Genomic DNA, 16910 nt, shown 5'->3' on the forward strand with positions numbered 1-16910 from the left:
TCCCCGGGCCTCAGCCCCAGACGTGGGGGGCGGGCCTGCGGGAGCCGGGCAACGCCGTCGCACTCCTCCAGTCCCCGACCCAGTCGGGCAGGGCGAGGTCCGCGGGGGGCTCGACGCCCATCGCGGCGAGGATCTCCTCGTTCGGCACGGGGCCCTTCTTCGAGAGCAGGCGCGTGGCCATGACGGCCCGCACGTAGACCTCCCCGTCCACGACGATCCGCTGCTCGAAGTAGATGCAGCGCTCGTCCATCCCCGCGATCCGCGTCTCCTGCGTGAAGCGCTGGTGGAGCACCACCGACTTGCGGAAGGTGATGGTCTCCGCCTGGACGACGGGCGACCAGCCCTTGCGCTTCATGACGTCCCACGCGCCCGCGCGCATCATGAGGTCGAAGCGGCCGAGGTCGAAGAGCGAGAAGTACATCCCGTTGTTGATGTGCCCGGCGAGGTCGATGTCCGTCAGGAGCGCGCGGCCCGGCGTCGTGGCGGCGTCGAACAGCCCGAGCTTCGGGCGCCGGCGCGCGGTCAGGAGCAGGTGCAGGAACCGGAAGATCAGGTGCATCCCCTCATACTACTCGCGGGTAACATCCGGGCGCCATGCCGTGTTCTCATCTTCCGCTCATCCCGCGCTCATCCTCCGCTCATCCGGCGTTGCTTGACTTGCCCCACACGGGGCACCCGGCCCCGGAATGAGGGAAGGACGTGGGGGACATGACCCTGGCCATCACCGTGATCGGTACCGGATACCTCGGCGCCACCCATGCCGCGTGCATGGCCGAGCTCGGCTTCGAGGTCCTCGGCGTGGACGTGGACCCGGCGAAGGTCGACGCGCTCTCGCGCGGGGAGCTGCCCTTCCACGAACCCGGCCTCCCGGAACTGCTGCGCCGCCACGTCGACTCCGGCCGGCTGCGCTTCACGACCTCCTACGCCGAGGCCGGTGCGTTCGGCGACGTGCACTTCATCGGCGTCGGCACCCCGCAGCGGCCCGGCCAGTACGGGGCCGACCTGACCTACGTCGACGCAGCGGTCACCGCGCTGGCCGAGAACATCACCCGGGACGCGCTCATCGTGGGCAAGTCCACCGTCCCCGTCGGCACCGCCCGCCGACTCGCCGGCCTCGTCCAGGAGCACCGCGCCCACGACGTCGAGATCGGCCTGGCCTGGAACCCCGAGTTCCTCCGCGAGGGCTTCGCCGTCAAGGACACCCTGGCCCCGGACCGGCTCGTGATCGGCACCGACGACGACGGCCGCGCCGAGGCCGTGCTGCGCCGCGTCTACGCCGCCGCCCTCGAGACAGGGACCCCGTTCATCAGCACCGACCTCGAGACCGCCGAGCTCGTCAAGGTCGCCGCCAACGCCTTCCTCGCCACCAAGATCTCCTTCATCAACGCCTTCTCCGAGGTCACCGAGGCCGTCGGCGGGGACATCCGCACCCTCGCCGACGCGATCGGCCACGACGCCCGGATCGGCCGCCGCTTCCTCAACGCCGGCGTCGGATTCGGCGGCGGCTGCCTGCCCAAGGACATCCGCGCCCTCCAGGCCCGCGTCAGCGAGCTCGGCCTGGACCGCTCGATGCGCTTCCTCGGCGAGGTCGACGAGATCAACGCCCGCCGCCGCGACCGCGTGGTCCACCTGGCCGAGCAGATGGCCGGTCCGCTCGCCGGGCGCACGATCGGGATCCTCGGCACCGCCTTCAAACCCGATTCCGACGACGTCCGCGACTCCCCCGCCCTCGACGTCGCCGCCCGCCTCTTCAACGCCGGCGCCGACGTGAACGTCTACGACCCCCAGGCCAACGCCAACGCCGCCAAGCGATTCCCCCGCCTGAACTACGTCGACTCCCTCACCCAGGCCGCCACAGGCGCGGACCTGGTCATCCTGCTCACCGAATGGGCCGAGTTCAAGGCCCTGGCCCCCGCGGACCTCGCCGGCCTCGTCGCCCACCGCCGCCTCATCGACGGCCGCAACGTCCTGGACCCCGCCACCTGGGAAGCCGCCGGATGGGACGTCGCGGCCCTCGGCCGGCGCGCGGTGCCGGACGGATCGGCACCGGAGACCGCACCCCGGACCGCAGCCCCGTCGCTTGAGCCGCTCCCCCACCGTCCGGGCGGGCCGCGGGACCTGATGGCAGCCGGCACCGCACACTGATTGACAAAACCCAACCACTAGGCGCAGACTGGCATCGGCGCGCCCGGTCCACTCCGGCGCGCCCCCACGACTCCACCCACGCACCCCGGAGAGACACCATGGCACCGCGCGCCCTGCGGCCCTTCGCCCACCGCGACTACCGCATCCTCATCACCGCGCTCGCCATCAGCGTCTTCGGGCACGGCATGTGGGCCGTGGCCATGGTCTACCAGGTCAAGGGCCTCGGCGGCGGGCCGGCCCAGCTCTCGATCGTCGCGACCGCGACGAGCATCGGCCTGCTCGCGCTCGTGCTCGTCGGCGGGATCGCGGCCGACCGGCTCTCCTGCCGGCGCATCATCATCGTCGTCGAGGCCGTCAGCCTGGCCGTGATGGCCTCGACCGCCGTGCTCGCGCTGACCGGCGTCATCGAGCTGTGGCACCTCGCCGTCGCCGGGTTCATCCAGGGAGCCGGAGCCGCGTTCTTCTTCCCCGCCTACTCCGCCCTCCTGCCGCGCATCCTCCCCCCACAGGACCTCCTCGCCGCGAACGGCATGGAGGGCACCATGCGCCCCGTGCTCCAGCAGGCCGCCGGCCCCGCCGCGGCCGGCATGATCGTCGGCGCCCTGGCCCCCGCACACGCGATCGCCGGCGTCGCCGTGTGCCACGCCGTCGCATTCGTGATCCTGAACCTGGTCCACCACGACCGCCGATACGACGAGCACCTGGCCCCGGGGGACGTGCGGCCGAGCGTCGTCGCCGACCTGCGCGAGGGCGTCGTCTACACCGTGCGCACGCCCTGGCTCCTGTGGACGCTGCTCTTCGCCGTGCTCTCCGTGCTGAGCTTCATCGGCCCCATCGAGGTGCTCCTGCCGTTCGTCATCTCGGGCCAGCTCGACGGCGGCCCGGAGATGTTCGGCTTCGCGCTCGCCGCGCTCGGGATCGGCGCCGCGATCGGCTCGATGACGACGGCGTCGCTGCGGCTGCCACGGCGCTACCTGACGGTGATGATCATGCTGTGGGGCTTCGGAGCACTGCCGCTCGCCGCCGTCGGCTTCGTCAACCAGTTCTGGCAGCTCGCGGCGATCCTGCTCGTCTGCGGCGCGACGGGCGGCGTCGGCCAGGTCATCTGGGGAACGCTCCTGCAGCGCCGCGTCCCGCAGCACATGCTCGGCCGCGTCTCCAGCCTGGACTTCTTCGTCTCGCTCGCGCTCATGCCGGTCTCCATGGCGCTGGCCGGGCCCATCGGCGAGGTCGTGCCGTTCTGGATCATCTTCGTCGTCGCCGGCGCGGTCTCCCCCGTCATCGGCGTCATCGCGTGGCTCGCCGCCCGGATGCCGCAGGACGAGATCGAGCACCCGCTCGACTCCGATCCCGCACCGGCCCCGTTGGCCTCCGCCTGAGGGCTCAGACCGCCTGCTGGGCGTGGCCGTTGATCGCGTCGGCGGCCCGGATGAGCGCGAGGTGGGAGAACGCCTGGGGGAAGTTGCCCGCCATGCGCGAGTTGACGGCGTCGTACTCCTCCGCCATCAGGCCCAGCCCGTTCGCGTAGCCGACCAGCTGGTCCATGAGCGCCCGGGCGTCGTCGATCCGGCCCGAGCGCGCATACTGCTCCACGAGCCAGAACGAGCAGGCCAGGAACGGGTGCTCGCCCGGCGGCAGGCCGTCGACGCCGTCGTGCGTGCGGTAGCGCAGCAGCAGGCCGGCGTCGTCGCGCAGGTCCCGCTCGATCCGCGCGACGGTGCCGAGCATGCGCGGGTCGTCGGGGGCCACGAACCCGACCTGCGCGAGCACGAGCAGCGAGGCGTCCACCTCGGTGCCGCCGTAGGTCTGCGTGAAGCTGTCGATCTCCTCGTTGAAGCCGCGCTCCATGACCTCGGCGGCGAGGCGGTCGCGCAGCACCGCCCAGGTCTCGGCGTCACCCTCGAGCCCGTGGTCCTGCACGGCCCGCACCCCGCGGTCGAACGCCGCCCACATCATCACGCGCGAGTGCGTGAAGTGCTTCAGCTCGCCCCGCATCTCCCAGATGCCGTGGTCCCGGCGCTCGATGTTGCGCTCGACGTAGCCGAGCATCGCCTTCTGCAGCGGCCAGGAGAAGTGGTCCTCCACCCCGCCCAGGTTCCGCAGCTTCTCGAGCGCCACGAGCACCTCGCCGACGACGTCGCCCTGGTACTGGTCGACCGCGCCGTTGCCCTCGCGGACCGGGCGCGAGCCCTCGTAGCCGGGCAGGTGCTCGAGCTCGCGCTCCGGCAGCCGCCGCTCCCCCGCGAGCCCGTACATGATCTGCAGGTCGTCGGGGTCGCCCGCGACGGCGCGCAGGAGCCAGTTGCGCCACTGCAGCGCCTCGTCCTCGTAGCCGTGGGTCATCATCGCCTCGAGCGTCAGGGCGGCGTCGCGGAGCCAGCAGAAGCGGTAGTCCCAATTGCGTTCCCCGCCGAAGGCCTCCGGCAGCGAGGTGGTCGGCGCGGCGACGATCCCTCCCGTCGTCTCGTGGGTCAGCGCGCGCAGCACCAGCAGCGAGCGGCGCACGTTCGCGTCGTAGGACTCCTGCCGCGGGATGTCGCGGGCCCACTTGCGCCAATAGCTCGCGGTCTGCTGCAGGCTCGCGCCGACGTCGATCCGTTCCGGGACGTCGCGGTGGGACGGGAACCAGCAGAGCTCGAAGTCCACGACCTCGCCGGCCGAGACGAGGAACTCGCCCTCGTGGCGCTGCCCCTGGGCGCGCGGGAGCCGGTCGCCGTGCAGGACGAGGGCGTCCGGGCCGCCGACGGCGACGATCGACTTGCCGCCGCGCGACTCGCTGCCGTGCCGGCGGACCCAGGGGACGACCTTGCCGTAGTCGAGGCGGAACGTGAGCTCCTGCGTCATCCGCACGGTGCCGGCGAGGCCCTCCACGCGGCGGGCCAGCGAGGCGCGGCGGTCGCCGACGGGCATGAAGTCGGTGACGAGGACGTGGCCCGTGTCCGTCTTCCAGAGGGTGCGCAGCACGAACGTCGAGTTCACGTAGGAGCGTTCGACGACGGTCGGTACCGTCGGCGCGTCCTCCCCGGCGTCGTTCCCGTCCGCGGCCGGGCGGCAGTCGTCCGGAGCGCCGCTCGGGGCCAGCCGCCAGCGCCCGTGCTCCGCGTCGCCGAGCAGGGCGGAGAACACGGAGGGGGAGTCGAAGCGGGGCAGGCAGAGCCAGTCGATGCTGCCGTTGAGCGAGACCAGGGCCCCGGTTCGCAGGTCGGACAGGAGCGCGTAGTCCTCGATCGGAGAAGCCATTCCCCCACCCAAGCGGACAGGCGGGCCCCGGTGCAAGGCGGGACGCCCGATCGCCCCTCCCCGAGCGCGCCCACCCCTCCCGTGGCGTCGGGGAAAACGTTGGAATACCGCGCGCGGAGGGACAACGACCCCGACACGAGGCAGGGGGCCGCGGGGAGATGGCCGGTGGAGGGCGCTGCCCGAAGCGCTCGCTTGGCATTTTGTGGGTTTATGTTGACTTGCCGCCGTTTTGGGGGGTACTGTGATTCCACACGTCACACCGTGTGATGTGCATCACGAACGGGAGGGCTGCCGATGCTGGCCGAGGAACGCCACCGCCTCATCACGGCCATGGTCGCCCGCGACGGGCAGGTCACGGTCGCCGCGCTCTCCGAGGAATTCGGCATCACCCGCGAGACCGCCCGCCGCGACCTGGCCCTGCTCGAACAGCAGGGCACCGTCCGCCGCGTCCACGGCGGCGCCGTCCCCGCCGCACAGGCCAGCACCGCCGAGGAGAGCCTCTCCCGCCGCACGACGCTGCGCCACTCCGAGAAGCAGCGCATCGCGGCCCGCGCCCTCGAGCTCATCCCCGCCGGCGCCGCCTCGGTCGCGATCGACGCCGGAACCACCACCGAGCTGCTCGCCCAGCTGCTCGCCGAGACGGCCACCGGTCCGCGCGCCGCCGAACTGCTGGTCATCACGCACGCGGTGCCGATCGCCTACCGGATCTCCTCCGCCGCCGAGATCGCCCTCGAGGTCCTCGGCGGACGCGTCCGCGGACTCACGAGCGCCGCGGTCGGCGACCAGGTCCTGGACCGCCTGGACCAGCTGCGCCCCGACATCGCCTTCGTCGGCACCAACGGGCTCGACGCCGGATTCGGCCTCAGCACGCCGGATCCCCTCGAGGCCTCGGTCAAATCCGCGATCGTCCGGGGGGCCCGCAGGGTCGTGGTCCTCGCCGATTCCAGCAAGCTCGGCGTCGAGACCCTGGTCCGCTTCGCCGGGCTGGAGGACATCGACACCCTGGTCACCGACGCCGAACCACCCGCGGCCCTCGCCGAAGCCCTCGCGGCGGCCGACGTCGACGTGGTCCTCGCATGAGCACCTCCGAACCCCGGGAGCAGGCCCGCATGATCATCACCCTCACCGCCAACCCCAGCCTCGACCGCACCGTCGAGCTCTCCGGCCCGCTCCAGCGCGGGGGCGTCCAGCGCGCCGGCAGCGCCTCGGCGCAGGCCGCGGGCAAGGGCGTCAACGTCTCCACGGCCCTCGCCGCGGCGGGCGTGCCGACCCTCGCCGTACTTCCCGGCGACCCGAACGACCCCGTGGTGCTGGGCCTGGCCGAGCGCGGCCTGGACCACGTGGCCCTGCCCGTCGGCCAGCCGCTGCGCAGCAACATCACGCTCGCCGAGCCCGACGGCACCACCACCAAGGTCAACGAACCAGGCCCCGTCCTGAGTCCGGAGCAGCAGCGCGATCTCGGCACCGCCGTCGTCTCCGCCTGCCGCGGCGCCGCCTGGCTCGTCCTCGCCGGCTCCCTCCCCCCGGGCGTCCCCGCCGCGTTCTACGCCGAGCTCACCGTCCGCGTCCGCGACGAACTCGGCCCCGAGGCCCCGCTCGTCGCGCTCGACACCTCCGGAGACCCGCTCCGCGCCGTGTTCGCCGCCGGACGCGCGGCGGCCCCCGACCTGGCCAAGCCCAACGCCGAGGAGCTCGCCGAGCTCACCGGCACGGACGAGGACTTCGAGGCCGACCCGGCGCGCGCCGCCGCGGCCGCCGCGGAACTCGTCGCCCGCGGCACGGGCGCCGTCCTCGCCACCCTCGGCGGCCGCGGCGCGGTCCTCGCCACGGCGGCCGGCGCCTGGCACGGCACGCACCCGCCCGTCGCCGCGCGCAGCACGGTCGGCGCCGGGGACTCCTCGCTCGCCGGCTACCTGATCGCCCACTCCGCCGGCGCGGACGCCCCCGGCTGCCTCGCCCAGGCGGTCGCGCACGGCGCCGCCGCCGTCTCCCTGCCCGGATCCACGATCCCCGTCCCCGAACAGACCACCCCCGGCGCCGTCGGCGTCGCCGTCCTGCGCACCACCACTCCCTAAGGAAGAACCATGTCCCAGTTGATCACCCCAGAGCTGGTGCTCCTCGATCAGAACCTCGGCGAGGACACCGGCGCGGTCATCGCCCGGCTCGCGCGGCTCGTCGTCGACGCCGGCCGCGCCACCGACGTCGACGCCCTCACCGCCGACGGGATCGCCCGCGAGCAGAAGACCGCGACCGGCGTCCCCGGCGGCATCGCGATCCCGCACTGCCGCTCCGCCGCCGTCACGGAGCCGACCCTCGCCATGGCGCGGCTGGCCCCGCCGGTCGACTTCGGCGCGAAGGACGGCCCCGCCGACCTCGCGTTCTTCATCGCCGCCCCGGAGGGCGCGGACCAGGAGCACCTCAAGCTCCTCTCCAAGCTGGCCCGCGCGCTCGTCAAGAAGCCCTTTACCGCGGCCCTGCGGGAGGCCTCCACTCCGGAGGAGATCGTCGCACTGGTCCAGGAGGCCGTCGCGCCCGCACCGGCCGCCGCTCCCGCACCCACTTCGGACGACGCCGGGGCCTCCTCCGGCAAGCACGCCGCCCCGGCCGGGGGCTCGGCTGCAGTGGACGCCACGCCGCGCGCGCAGCGCCGCCTCGTCGCGGTCACGGCCTGCCCGACCGGCATCGCCCACACCTACATGGCGGCCGACTCGCTCGTCGCCGCGGCGGCCGAGGCCGGCGTGGACCTCCAGGTCGAGACGCAGGGCTCCGCGGGCTCGACGGCGCTGGACCCGGCCGTCATCGCCGCGGCCGACGCCGTGATCTTCGCCGTCGACGTCGACGTGCGGGACAAGTCCCGCTTCGCCGGCAAGCCCGTCATCCAGGTGCCGGTCAAGCGCGGCATCGACGAGCCGGCCAAGCTCGTCGCCGACGCGCTCGCCGCGGCCGACGACCCGCGGTCCACGCGCGTCGCCGCCGCCGCGGAGGGCGGGGAAGGCGCCGACGGCGGGGCCCCGTCGTCGGAATCCTTCGGGGGACAGCTCAAGCGCGTCCTGCTCACGGGTGTGTCCTACATGATCCCGTTCGTCGCCGGCGGCGGCCTGCTGATCGCCCTGGGCTTCCTGATGGGCGGCTACAACATCACCGACTTCGCCGACGACATGACCATCAACAACTCGCTGTGGAACCTGCCCACCGAGTTCCCGGACACGGCCTGGGGCCCGCTCGGCGCCTACCTCGGGGCGGTCGCGTTCAAGATCGGCGGCCTGTCCATGGGCTTCCTGGTCCCGGCGCTGGCCGGCTACATCGCCTACGCCCTCGCCGACCGGCCGGGCATCGCCCCCGGCTTCGTCGCCGGCGCGGTCGCCGGATTCATGGGTGCCGGCTTCCTCGGCGGCATCGTCGGCGGCCTGCTCGCCGGCTACACGGCCCGCTGGATGGGCGGCTGGAAGGTCAACCGCGTGGTGCGCTCGCTCATGCCGGTCGTCATCATCCCGCTGCTCGCCTCGATCGCGGCGTCCGGCCTGATGTTCCTGGTGCTCGGCGGCCCGATCGCCTCCCTCATGGTGGCCCTGACCGATTGGCTGAACTCCATGACCGGCGCCTCCTCCCTGGTGCTGGGCATCATCCTGGGCCTCATGATGGCCTTCGATCTCGGCGGTCCCGTCAACAAGGTCGCCTATTCCGTGGCCGTCGCCGGCCTCGGCGCCGTGACCGCGACCAACCAGGCCCCGCTGCTCATCATGGCCGCGGTCATGGCCGCCGGCATGGTCCCGCCGCTCGCGATGGCGCTCGCCACCGTCCTGGACCGCAGGCTCTTCTCCGCCGCCGAGCGGGAGAACGGCAAGGCCGCCTGGTTCCTGGGCTCCGCGTTCATCTCCGAGGGCGCCATCCCGTTCGCCGCGGCCGATCCGCTGCGCGTCATCCCGGCCAGCATGCTCGGCGCGGCCGTGACCGGGGCGCTGTCCATGGCGTTCGGCGTCGGCTCCCAGGCCCCGCACGGCGGGTTCGTGGTGTTCTTCGCGATCAACCCGTTCCTGATGTTCGTGCTCTCCATCGTCGTCGGCACCGTGGTGTCCGCCCTCGCCGTGATCGCGCTCAAGCGCTACGCGGTGAAGCGTGCCCCGGCCGCCGAGGACCTCCCGGCAGCGGCCTAACCCCCGTCCCTTCTTCCCCCCAGGATTCGAGGTTCACCATGAACGCCATCCACGGAGTCGGAGTCGGCGCCGGACGCGTCGTCGGTCCCGTCAAGCACATGCCCGCCCCGCTCGCCCCGCCCGCCTCCGACGCCGCCTGGCCCGAGGGCGCGACGGCCGAGACGGAGGCGGCGCGGCTCAAGGAGGCCGCCGCGGCGGTCGCGGATCAGCTCCGTGCGCGGGCCGCCTCCGCGGCGCCCGCGGCCGCCGAGGTCCTGAAGTCGACCGCCCTCATGGCCACGGACTCGATGCTGCGGAAGAACTCGACCAAGCTGATCACCGCGGGCCGCAACGCCGAGTCCGCGGTGTGGGAGGCGGCCGAGGCCTTCGCGTCCTCGCTCCTGTCCCTCGGCGGCTACATGGCCGAGCGGGCCACCGACGTCCTGGACGTCCGGGCGCGGATCGTCGCCGAGCTGCGCGGCGTCCCGGCGCCGGGGATCCCCGGCTCGGAGACCCCGTTCGTCCTCGTCGCGGAGGACCTGGCACCCGCGGACACGGCGACGCTCGACCCGGGCATCGTCGTCGCACTCGTCACGAGCGGCGGCGGGCCGCAGTCCCACACGGCGATCATCGCCCGGGCGCTCGGCCTCCCGGCCGTCGTCGCGGCGGACGGCGTCGGCGCGATCCCCGAGGGGACCGAGGTGTTCGTCGACGGGGCCGCCGGGCTCGTGCGGCCGGAGCCGGACGCCGCGGACCGCGCCTCCGCGGAGGCCTACGCCGCCCGCGAGCCGCTGCCGACGTTCACGGGGCGCGGTGCGCTCGCGGACGGCACCAGCGTGCCGCTCCTGGCGAACGTGGGCGGGGCGGACGACGCCGTGGCTGCCGCCGCGGAGGGCGCCGAGGGCGTCGGGCTGCTCCGGACGGAGTTCTGCTTCCTCGGCCGCGACACGGAGCCGGGGCACGAGGAGCAGGTGAAGGCCTACCGCGGCGTGTTCGACGCGTTCGAGGGGAAGAAGGTCGTGGTGCGCACGCTCGACGCGGGCGCCGACAAGCCGCTGCCGTTCCTCACCGACACGAGCGAGCCGAACCCCGCACTCGGCGTGCGGGGCTACCGCACCGACGCCGCGACGCCGGGCGTCCTGGCCCGCCAGCTCGCCGCGATCGCCGAGGCGGCGGACGGCAGCGCGGCCGAGGTGTGGGTCATGGCCCCCATGATCTCCACGCCGGCCGAGGCCCGTGACTTCGCGGCGCTGTGCACCGAAGCGGGACTGGAGACGTCGGGCGTCATGGTCGAGGTCCCCTCCGCCGCCGTGAGCGCCGGGCACGTCCTCGCCGGCGTGGGCTTCGCCTCGATCGGCACCAACGACCTGACCCAGTACACGATGGCCGCCGACCGCCAGCTCGGACCGCTCGCGGCGCTCAACGACCCGTGGCAGCCGGCCGTCCTGCGGCTCATCGAGGCCACGGTGCGCGGGGCGGCGGAGGCGGGCGGCTCCACGCCCAAGCCCGTCGGCGTGTGCGGCGAGGCGGCCGCGGACCCGGCGCTCGCCGTCGTCCTCGTGGGCCTCGGCATCTCGACGCTGTCGATGACCGCCCGCGCCCTGGCCCCCGTGGCCGCGGTGCTCGCGAGCGTCGACGCGGGGCGGGCCCGCGAGCTGGCGGCCCTGGCCCTGGCCGCGGAGGGGCCCGCCGAGGCGCGCCAGGCCGTGCGCGCCGGGCTCCCCGTGCTGGATTCGCTGGGGCTGTAGCCTCCACTCAAGCCCGTCAACGCAGGAACAACGCAGGAACAACGAAACCAAGGAGAACACCATGGCAGAACGCATCGCCACCATCGCCAGCCGCGTCGGACTTCACGCCCGGCCCGCCGCCATCTTCGCCGAGGCCGCTGCCGAGCAGCCGGTCGAGGTCACGATCGCCCTGGAAGGCGAGCCGGTCGAGGACGCGCTGGACGCCTCGAGCATCCTCTCGCTCATGGGCCTGGGCGCCGAGCACGGGGCCCGCGTGGTCCTGCGGGCCGAGGGCGACGGAGCGGACGCAGCCCTCGACGCGCTCGTGGCGATCCTCGAAACGGACCACGACGCCGAATAGCCTCGCGGGTACGCTGGGGCCAACGAACCCACGTGTGAGGAGCCGACCATGGCCGCCAAGGAACCCGCGATGTCGCCGTCCGACCTTCCGGTCGCCGAGGTGCTCGACCGCGCCACGGGCCCGCGGCGCGCCGAGGTCGACGAGATCCTGGAGCTCCACCGCGGGATCAGCGGCGAGGAGCCCGTCGTGTGGGCCGGACGCATCATCGGCTTCGGCGAGTTCGAGTACCGCTACGAGAGCGGCCACTCCGGGCGGGCGCCCTTCATGGCGTTCGCCCCGGGACCGGCCCGGCACACGTTCTACCTGGTCGACGACTTCTCGGACCGCTGGCCGGAGCTCGTGGGCCGGCTCGGCAAGTACCGCGCGAGCAAGGCCTGCCTCTACATCACGCGCCTGTCCGGGGTCGACCGCGACGTCCTCCGCGAGCTCCTCGAGCTCTCGCTGGCGGAGACCCGGGAGTCCATCGCCTGATCCCGGCGGACCGGACGCGAGGGTCGGGAGAAGGCTCTAGATGATGCCGTCGCTCAAGTGGTTCGGCGTCCCGAAGCGGTGCGCCGTGATGGAGACGGCCTGCTCGCGCAGGAACGGCAGCAGCTCCACGCGGCCGGCGGCCACGACGTCGCCCGCGTAGACGGCCACGTCCGGCTTGCCACCGGTCGCCTCCGCGGTCTCCAGGGCGTCGCCGCCGATGAGCCGGATCCGCGCGGCCGAGTCCGGGCCGGTCTTCGCGGCGAGCCGGCCGGCGCGGGCCGCCCACTCGGCCGCCGTCTCTTCCACCAGCACGACGCCGGCACCACGCAGGACCTCGGCGATCGGAGCCGGCACGCCCACGGAGGAACTCACGGTGAGGCGTGCCCCGGGGCGCACGGTCGCGGAATCGTCGCGCGAGGCGCTCTCGGCCGCGGCGGCGTCCTCCCACGCGCGCAGGCCCGCGGCGGCGACGCGCACGAGCTCGGCCAGGCCGTGTCCCGATGTCGCCGACTCGTAGCGGACCGTCACCGGGACGGGCCGGTAGCGGAACACGTTGCGCTCGGCCTGCAGGCCGGAGACGTCGCGGGCGGCACCGAACTCGGCGGTCCACAGCGCGGCGTCGTTGGCCAGCGCGCCGGCGAGCCACTCCGCGTCGGCCTGCGTCAGGGACGCGGACGACGCCGGGGCCCCGCCTTCCGTGGCGGCCTCGCCCGGGCCGGACGCCTCGCCCGGGCCGGACGCTGCGACGGCGCGCGCCGCCCCGACGAGCTCAGCGGGGGTTCCCGTCACGGCGGCCCCGGGGACGGCTCCGGTCAACGGGGCGTCCTTCCAGGAGCCGAGGCCCACGAGGTAGTTCGGGCCGCCGGCCTTGGTGCCCGCGCCGACCGCGGACTTCTTCCACCCGCCGAACGGCTGGCGCCGCACGATCGCCCCGGTGATGCCGCGGTTCACGTAGAGGTTGCCGGCCTCGATGTTCTCCAGCCAGTAGTCCAGCTCGGCCGGGTCCAGGGAGTGCAGGCCGGAGGTCAGCCCATAGTCGATGTCGTTGACGATCGCCACGGCCTCCTCGAGCGTTTCGGCCGTCATGACGCCCAGGATCGGGCCGAAGTACTCGGTGAGGTGGTACTCGGATCCGCGCTGCACGCCGGAGCGCACGCCCGGGCTCCACAGCTTCCCGCTCTCGTCGAGCTGCCGCGGCTGCAGCGCCCATTCCTCGCCGTCGCCGAGCACGGTCAGGCCGCGCAGGAGCTTGCCCTGGGCGGGCTCGATGACCGGCCCCATCTGGGTCCGCGGGTCCACGGGGTAGCCGACCTTGAGCGAGCGCACGGCGTCGAGCAGCTGGTGGTGGAAGCGGCGGGAGGTGGCGACGGAGCCGACGAGGACCACGAGCGACGCGGCGGAGCACTTCTGCCCGGCGTGCCCGAACGCGGAGTGAGCGACGTCCTTCGCGGCGAGGTCCAGGTCCGCGGACGGGGTCACGATGACGGCGTTCTTCCCGCTCGTCTCGGCGAGCAGCGGCAGGTCCTTGCGGAAGGAGCGGAACAGCTCGGCGGTCTCGTAGCCGCCCGTGAGGATCAGGCGGTCGACCGCGGGGTGGGAGACCAGCTGGGTGCCGAGCGCGCGTTCGCTGAGCTGCACGTACTGCAGCACGTCGCGGCCGATCCCGGCCTCGTCGAGCGCCTCCCAGAGGGCCTCCACCATCACGGCGCCCGAGCGGCGGGCCTGGGCGGCGGGCTTGATGACGACGCCGGAGCCCGCGGCGAGCGCGGAGAGCGTCGAGCCCGCGGGGATCGCCACGGGGAAGTTCCACGGCGGTGTCACGACGGTCAGGGTGGAGGGGACGAACTCGGCTCCGTCGACGGCGTCGAGCTGCCGGGCGAGCTCGGCATAGTAGTGGGCGAAGTCGATGGCCTCGGAGACCTCCGGGTCGCCCTGGTCGAGCGTCTTGCCGCATTCGGAGGCCATGACCTCGAGCAGCTCGGCGCGGCGGGCCTCGAGCCGGACGCCGGCGCGGTGCAGGACGGCGGCGCGCTCGGCGCCGGAGAGGGCGCCCCACGCACGGCCGGCCTCGACGGCGGCGGACACCACGGCCTCGAGCTCGGCCTCGCTGCCCAGCACGTGGGAGTCTGCGGTCGCGGTGCCGAGCGTCGAGCCGGGGACCTTCGCCAGGATCGCCCGGCCCCAGGCGCGGTTGGCGGGCAGGTCGGGGTCGGTGTCGGGGGTGTTCTCGAAGGAGGCCTCCGGGCCGCCGAAGCCGGCCGGTCCGCCGTCGTCCTCCGCGCGGGCGGCGCGCTCCGCGGCGGCGGTGGCGGCAGCGGCGGCGTCGTACCGGGTCCGGTCCTGGGTGCGGTTCGGGCCGGGGACCTCGTCCGTGAGCGCGTCGAGGGAGGCGAGGAAGCGCTGCTTCTCGCGCTCGAACAGGGCCTCGTTGGCGTCGAGCTCGAAGACCGCGGACATGAAGTTCTCCTGGCTCGCGCCCTCCTCGAGGCGGCGGATCAGGTAGGCGATCGCGACGTCGAACTCGGCGGGGTGCACGACGGGCGTGTAGAGCAGGAGCGAACCGACGTCCCTCTTGACGGCCTCGGCCTGGCCCGTGGCCATGCCCAGGAGCATCTCGAACTCGATCCCGGACTCGACACCGCGGGCCTTCGCGAGGAGCCACGCGAGGGCGACGTCGAAGAGGTTGTGCCCGGCGACGCCGAGGCGGACGCTGCCGATGCGGTCCGGGTGCAGGGCGTAGTCGAGGACGGCCTTGTAGGAGGTGTCGGAGGCCTGTTTGGAGTGCCACGTCGCGACGGGCCAGCCGTGCAGGTCGGCGTCCATGGTCTCCATGGGCAGGTTGGCTCCCTTGACCAGACGGACCTTGACGGGCGCGCCACCGGACGCGGTCCGGGCGGCGGCCCATTCCTGCAGCCGCATCATCGCGGCGAGCGCGTCCGGGAGGTAGGCCTGGAGCACGATCCCGGCGGAGAGCCCCCGGAACTCCTCGCGGTCGAGCAGGCGGGTGAACACGGCGATGGTCAGGTCCAGGTCCTTGTACTCCTCCATGTCCAGGTTGATGAACTTGTGCGGGGAGGTGGAGGCGGCGAGGCGGTAGAGCGGGGCGAGCGTCTCAACGACGTGCTCCACGGCCTCGTCGAACGCCCAGTGGTTGTGCGGGGAGACGGTGGAGGAGACCTTGATGGAGACGTAGTCGACGTCGTCGCGGGCCAGCAGCTTCCGCGTGCCCTCGAGGCGCCGCCCGGCCTCGCCTTCGCCCAGGATGGCCTCGCCGAGCAGGTTGATGTTCAGGTGCACGCCGTCCGTGCGGATCTTCCCGATCGAGGCCCCGAGCTTCGCGTCGCTCGCGTCGACGATGAGGTGGCCGACCATCTCCCGCAGCACACGCCGGGCGATCGGGACGACGACGCCGGGCAGCACGGGGGCGAGCGCGCCGCCAAGGGCGACGGCCGACTTCATGTACCAGGGCAGGAAGGACGGGACCTTGGGGGCGATCGCCTTGAGGTTGCGGGCGGCCACGGAGAGGTCCTCGGGACGGACGACGCCGTCGACGAAGCCGACCGTGAAGTCGAGCCCGTGGGGGTCCTTCAGGACGCCGGCGAGCTGTGCGGCGGAGGCGTCGACGGGCACCTTGGCGCCCTCGGCGAGCCAGTGGCGGACGAGGGCGACGGCGTCGTCGGCGAGGTCCTGCGGGCGGACGCCGGTGGTGCCGGCGTCGACGGTGGGGGTGGTCACTTCGGGGCTCTCCTGGGGGAACGGGTCCGCGGCGGCAACGGGCGCGGCGGGCGCGGGGCGGCGGTCGCGGGATGGGCGGCCGGTGAGTTCAGTATCGGCCCGCCGAAACGTTCAGGAAAAGCGCCGATTTCCGAAGCTTATGATGAAGTAAAACCGAACGATTCGAGGAGGTTCCCATGCTGGACGTCAGGCGGCTGCGGCTGCTGCGCGAACTGAGCATCCGCGGGACGGTCGCGGCCGTCGCCGCGGCCCTGAACTACTCGCCCTCCTCCGTCTCCCAGCAGCTCGCGCTCCTGGAGAAGGAGGCCGGCGTCCCGCTGCTGCGGAAGTCCGGACGGCGGCTGCAGCTGACCCCGCAGGCGCAGGTCCTCGTGGCGCACACCGGCGAACTGCTCGCCTCGCTCGAACAGGCCCAGGCGGCGCTCGCCGCGACGCAGCCGGAGGTCGCCGGGACGGTGCGGCTCGCCGTGTTCCAGACCGCCGCCCTGGCCCTCATGCCGCAGCTGCTGCGCCGGCTGCGGGCCGAGCACCCGGGGATCCGCGTGCTGATGTTCCAGCACGAGCCGGAGACGGCGCTGCACGAGACGTGGGCGCGGGAGTTCGACCTGGTGGTGGCGGAGCAGTATCCCGGCCACGCGGCCCCGCATCACGCCGAACTGGACCGGGTTCCCTTGCTGCACGACGCGATCCGGCTCGCCGTTCCGGCGGAGTTCGGCCGCGTCGGGAGCCTCGCCGACGCGGCGCGGCTCCCGTGGGTCATGGAGCCGCACGGCGCGGCCAGCCGGCACTGGGCGGAGCAGGCGTGCCGCTCGGCCGGGTTCGAGCCCGACGTGCGCTACGAGACCGCCGACCTGCAGGCCCACGTGCGGCTCGTGGAGTCCGGAAACGCGGTCGCGCTCCTGCCGGACCTGGTCTGGGCGGGTCGGCGCCCGGCCGCGCGGCTGCTCGACCTCGAGACGGGCCCGCGGCGCATGGTGTTCACGGCGCTGCGCCACTCGAGCGCGGGCCACCCGGCCATCCACGCGGTTCGTCTCGCCCTGTCCGCCGAGGCGGAGGGCCTCGCCGACGACGCCGGGATCCTGGTCACGGGAAGGTAAC

At 73.5% G+C, this 16910-nt stretch carries 12 protein-coding genes; 9 read left to right on the forward strand and 3 right to left on the reverse strand.

Translation table 11 applies throughout. From position 1 onward, the window contains the following. Positions 1–10: 10 nt before the first annotated feature. Positions 11–559, reverse strand: coding sequence for an acyl-CoA thioesterase (locus AC0QR5_RS10815; protein ID WP_329862088.1), 549 nt, complete (start codon positions 557–559; stop codon positions 11–13). Positions 560–708: 149 nt separating this feature from the next. Between AC0QR5_RS10815 and AC0QR5_RS10820 the strand changes: the two genes are divergently transcribed. Both AC0QR5_RS10820 and AC0QR5_RS10825 read left to right on the forward strand, forming a co-directional pair. Continuing rightward, positions 709–2145, forward strand: coding sequence for a UDP-glucose dehydrogenase family protein (locus tag AC0QR5_RS10820; RefSeq protein WP_329862089.1), 1437 nt, complete (start codon positions 709–711; stop codon positions 2143–2145). A gap of 98 nt (positions 2146–2243) precedes the next feature. Continuing rightward, positions 2244–3524 (forward strand): MFS transporter, encoded by a 1281-nt coding sequence (locus tag AC0QR5_RS10825; protein WP_329862090.1) that lies wholly within the window; start codon positions 2244–2246, stop codon positions 3522–3524. A gap of 4 nt (positions 3525–3528) precedes the next feature. Here the strand turns inward: AC0QR5_RS10825 and AC0QR5_RS10830 are convergent, their stop codons facing one another. Beyond that, positions 3529–5385, reverse strand: coding sequence for a glycoside hydrolase family 15 protein (locus tag AC0QR5_RS10830; RefSeq protein WP_329862091.1), 1857 nt, complete (start codon positions 5383–5385; stop codon positions 3529–3531). 294 nt (positions 5386–5679) lie between these two features. Here AC0QR5_RS10830 and AC0QR5_RS10835 point away from each other — a divergent pair, with 294 nt between their 5' ends. From AC0QR5_RS10835 to AC0QR5_RS10860, 6 genes are all read left to right on the forward strand, one after another. Then, the gene (locus tag AC0QR5_RS10835) at positions 5680–6465 is read left to right on the forward strand and encodes a DeoR/GlpR family DNA-binding transcription regulator (RefSeq protein WP_329862092.1); all 786 of its coding nucleotides are present in this window, start codon (positions 5680–5682) and stop codon (positions 6463–6465) included. Positions 6466–6494: 29 nt separating this feature from the next. Further along, positions 6495–7460, forward strand: a complete 966-nt coding sequence (locus AC0QR5_RS10840; protein ID WP_329862118.1) for a 1-phosphofructokinase family hexose kinase — start codon at positions 6495–6497, stop codon at positions 7458–7460. Positions 7461–7469: 9 nt separating this feature from the next. Next, on the forward strand, positions 7470–9539 hold the full coding sequence (locus AC0QR5_RS10845) for a PTS fructose transporter subunit IIABC (protein ID WP_329862093.1): 2070 nt from the start codon (positions 7470–7472) through the stop codon (positions 9537–9539). Positions 9540–9577: 38 nt separating this feature from the next. After that, the gene (locus AC0QR5_RS10850; RefSeq protein ID WP_329862094.1) at positions 9578–11266 is read left to right on the forward strand and encodes a putative PEP-binding protein; all 1689 of its coding nucleotides are present in this window, start codon (positions 9578–9580) and stop codon (positions 11264–11266) included. Positions 11267–11327: 61 nt separating this feature from the next. Beyond that, complete coding sequence (locus AC0QR5_RS10855) at positions 11328–11606, forward strand: HPr family phosphocarrier protein (RefSeq protein WP_329862095.1); 279 nt, start codon at positions 11328–11330, stop codon at positions 11604–11606. 48 nt (positions 11607–11654) lie between these two features. Further along, positions 11655–12077: a DUF1801 domain-containing protein gene (locus tag AC0QR5_RS10860; protein WP_329862096.1), complete on the forward strand. Its 423-nt coding sequence runs from the start codon at positions 11655–11657 to the stop codon at positions 12075–12077. A gap of 36 nt (positions 12078–12113) precedes the next feature. Here the strand turns inward: AC0QR5_RS10860 and AC0QR5_RS10865 are convergent, their stop codons facing one another. Beyond that, positions 12114–15812 carry a proline dehydrogenase family protein gene (locus AC0QR5_RS10865; protein WP_329862097.1) on the reverse strand — a complete coding sequence of 1233 codons (3699 nt, stop codon included), beginning with the start codon at positions 15810–15812 and terminating at the stop codon, positions 12114–12116. 176 nt (positions 15813–15988) lie between these two features. On the opposite strand from AC0QR5_RS10865, the gene AC0QR5_RS10870 reads away from it, so the two are divergent. Then, a complete protein-coding gene (locus AC0QR5_RS10870; RefSeq protein ID WP_329862098.1) occupies positions 15989–16909 on the forward strand; it encodes a LysR family transcriptional regulator in 921 nt (306 codons plus the stop codon). Position 16910: the final 1 nt, after the last annotated feature.

The organism is Arthrobacter sp. J156 (assembly GCF_056172865.1).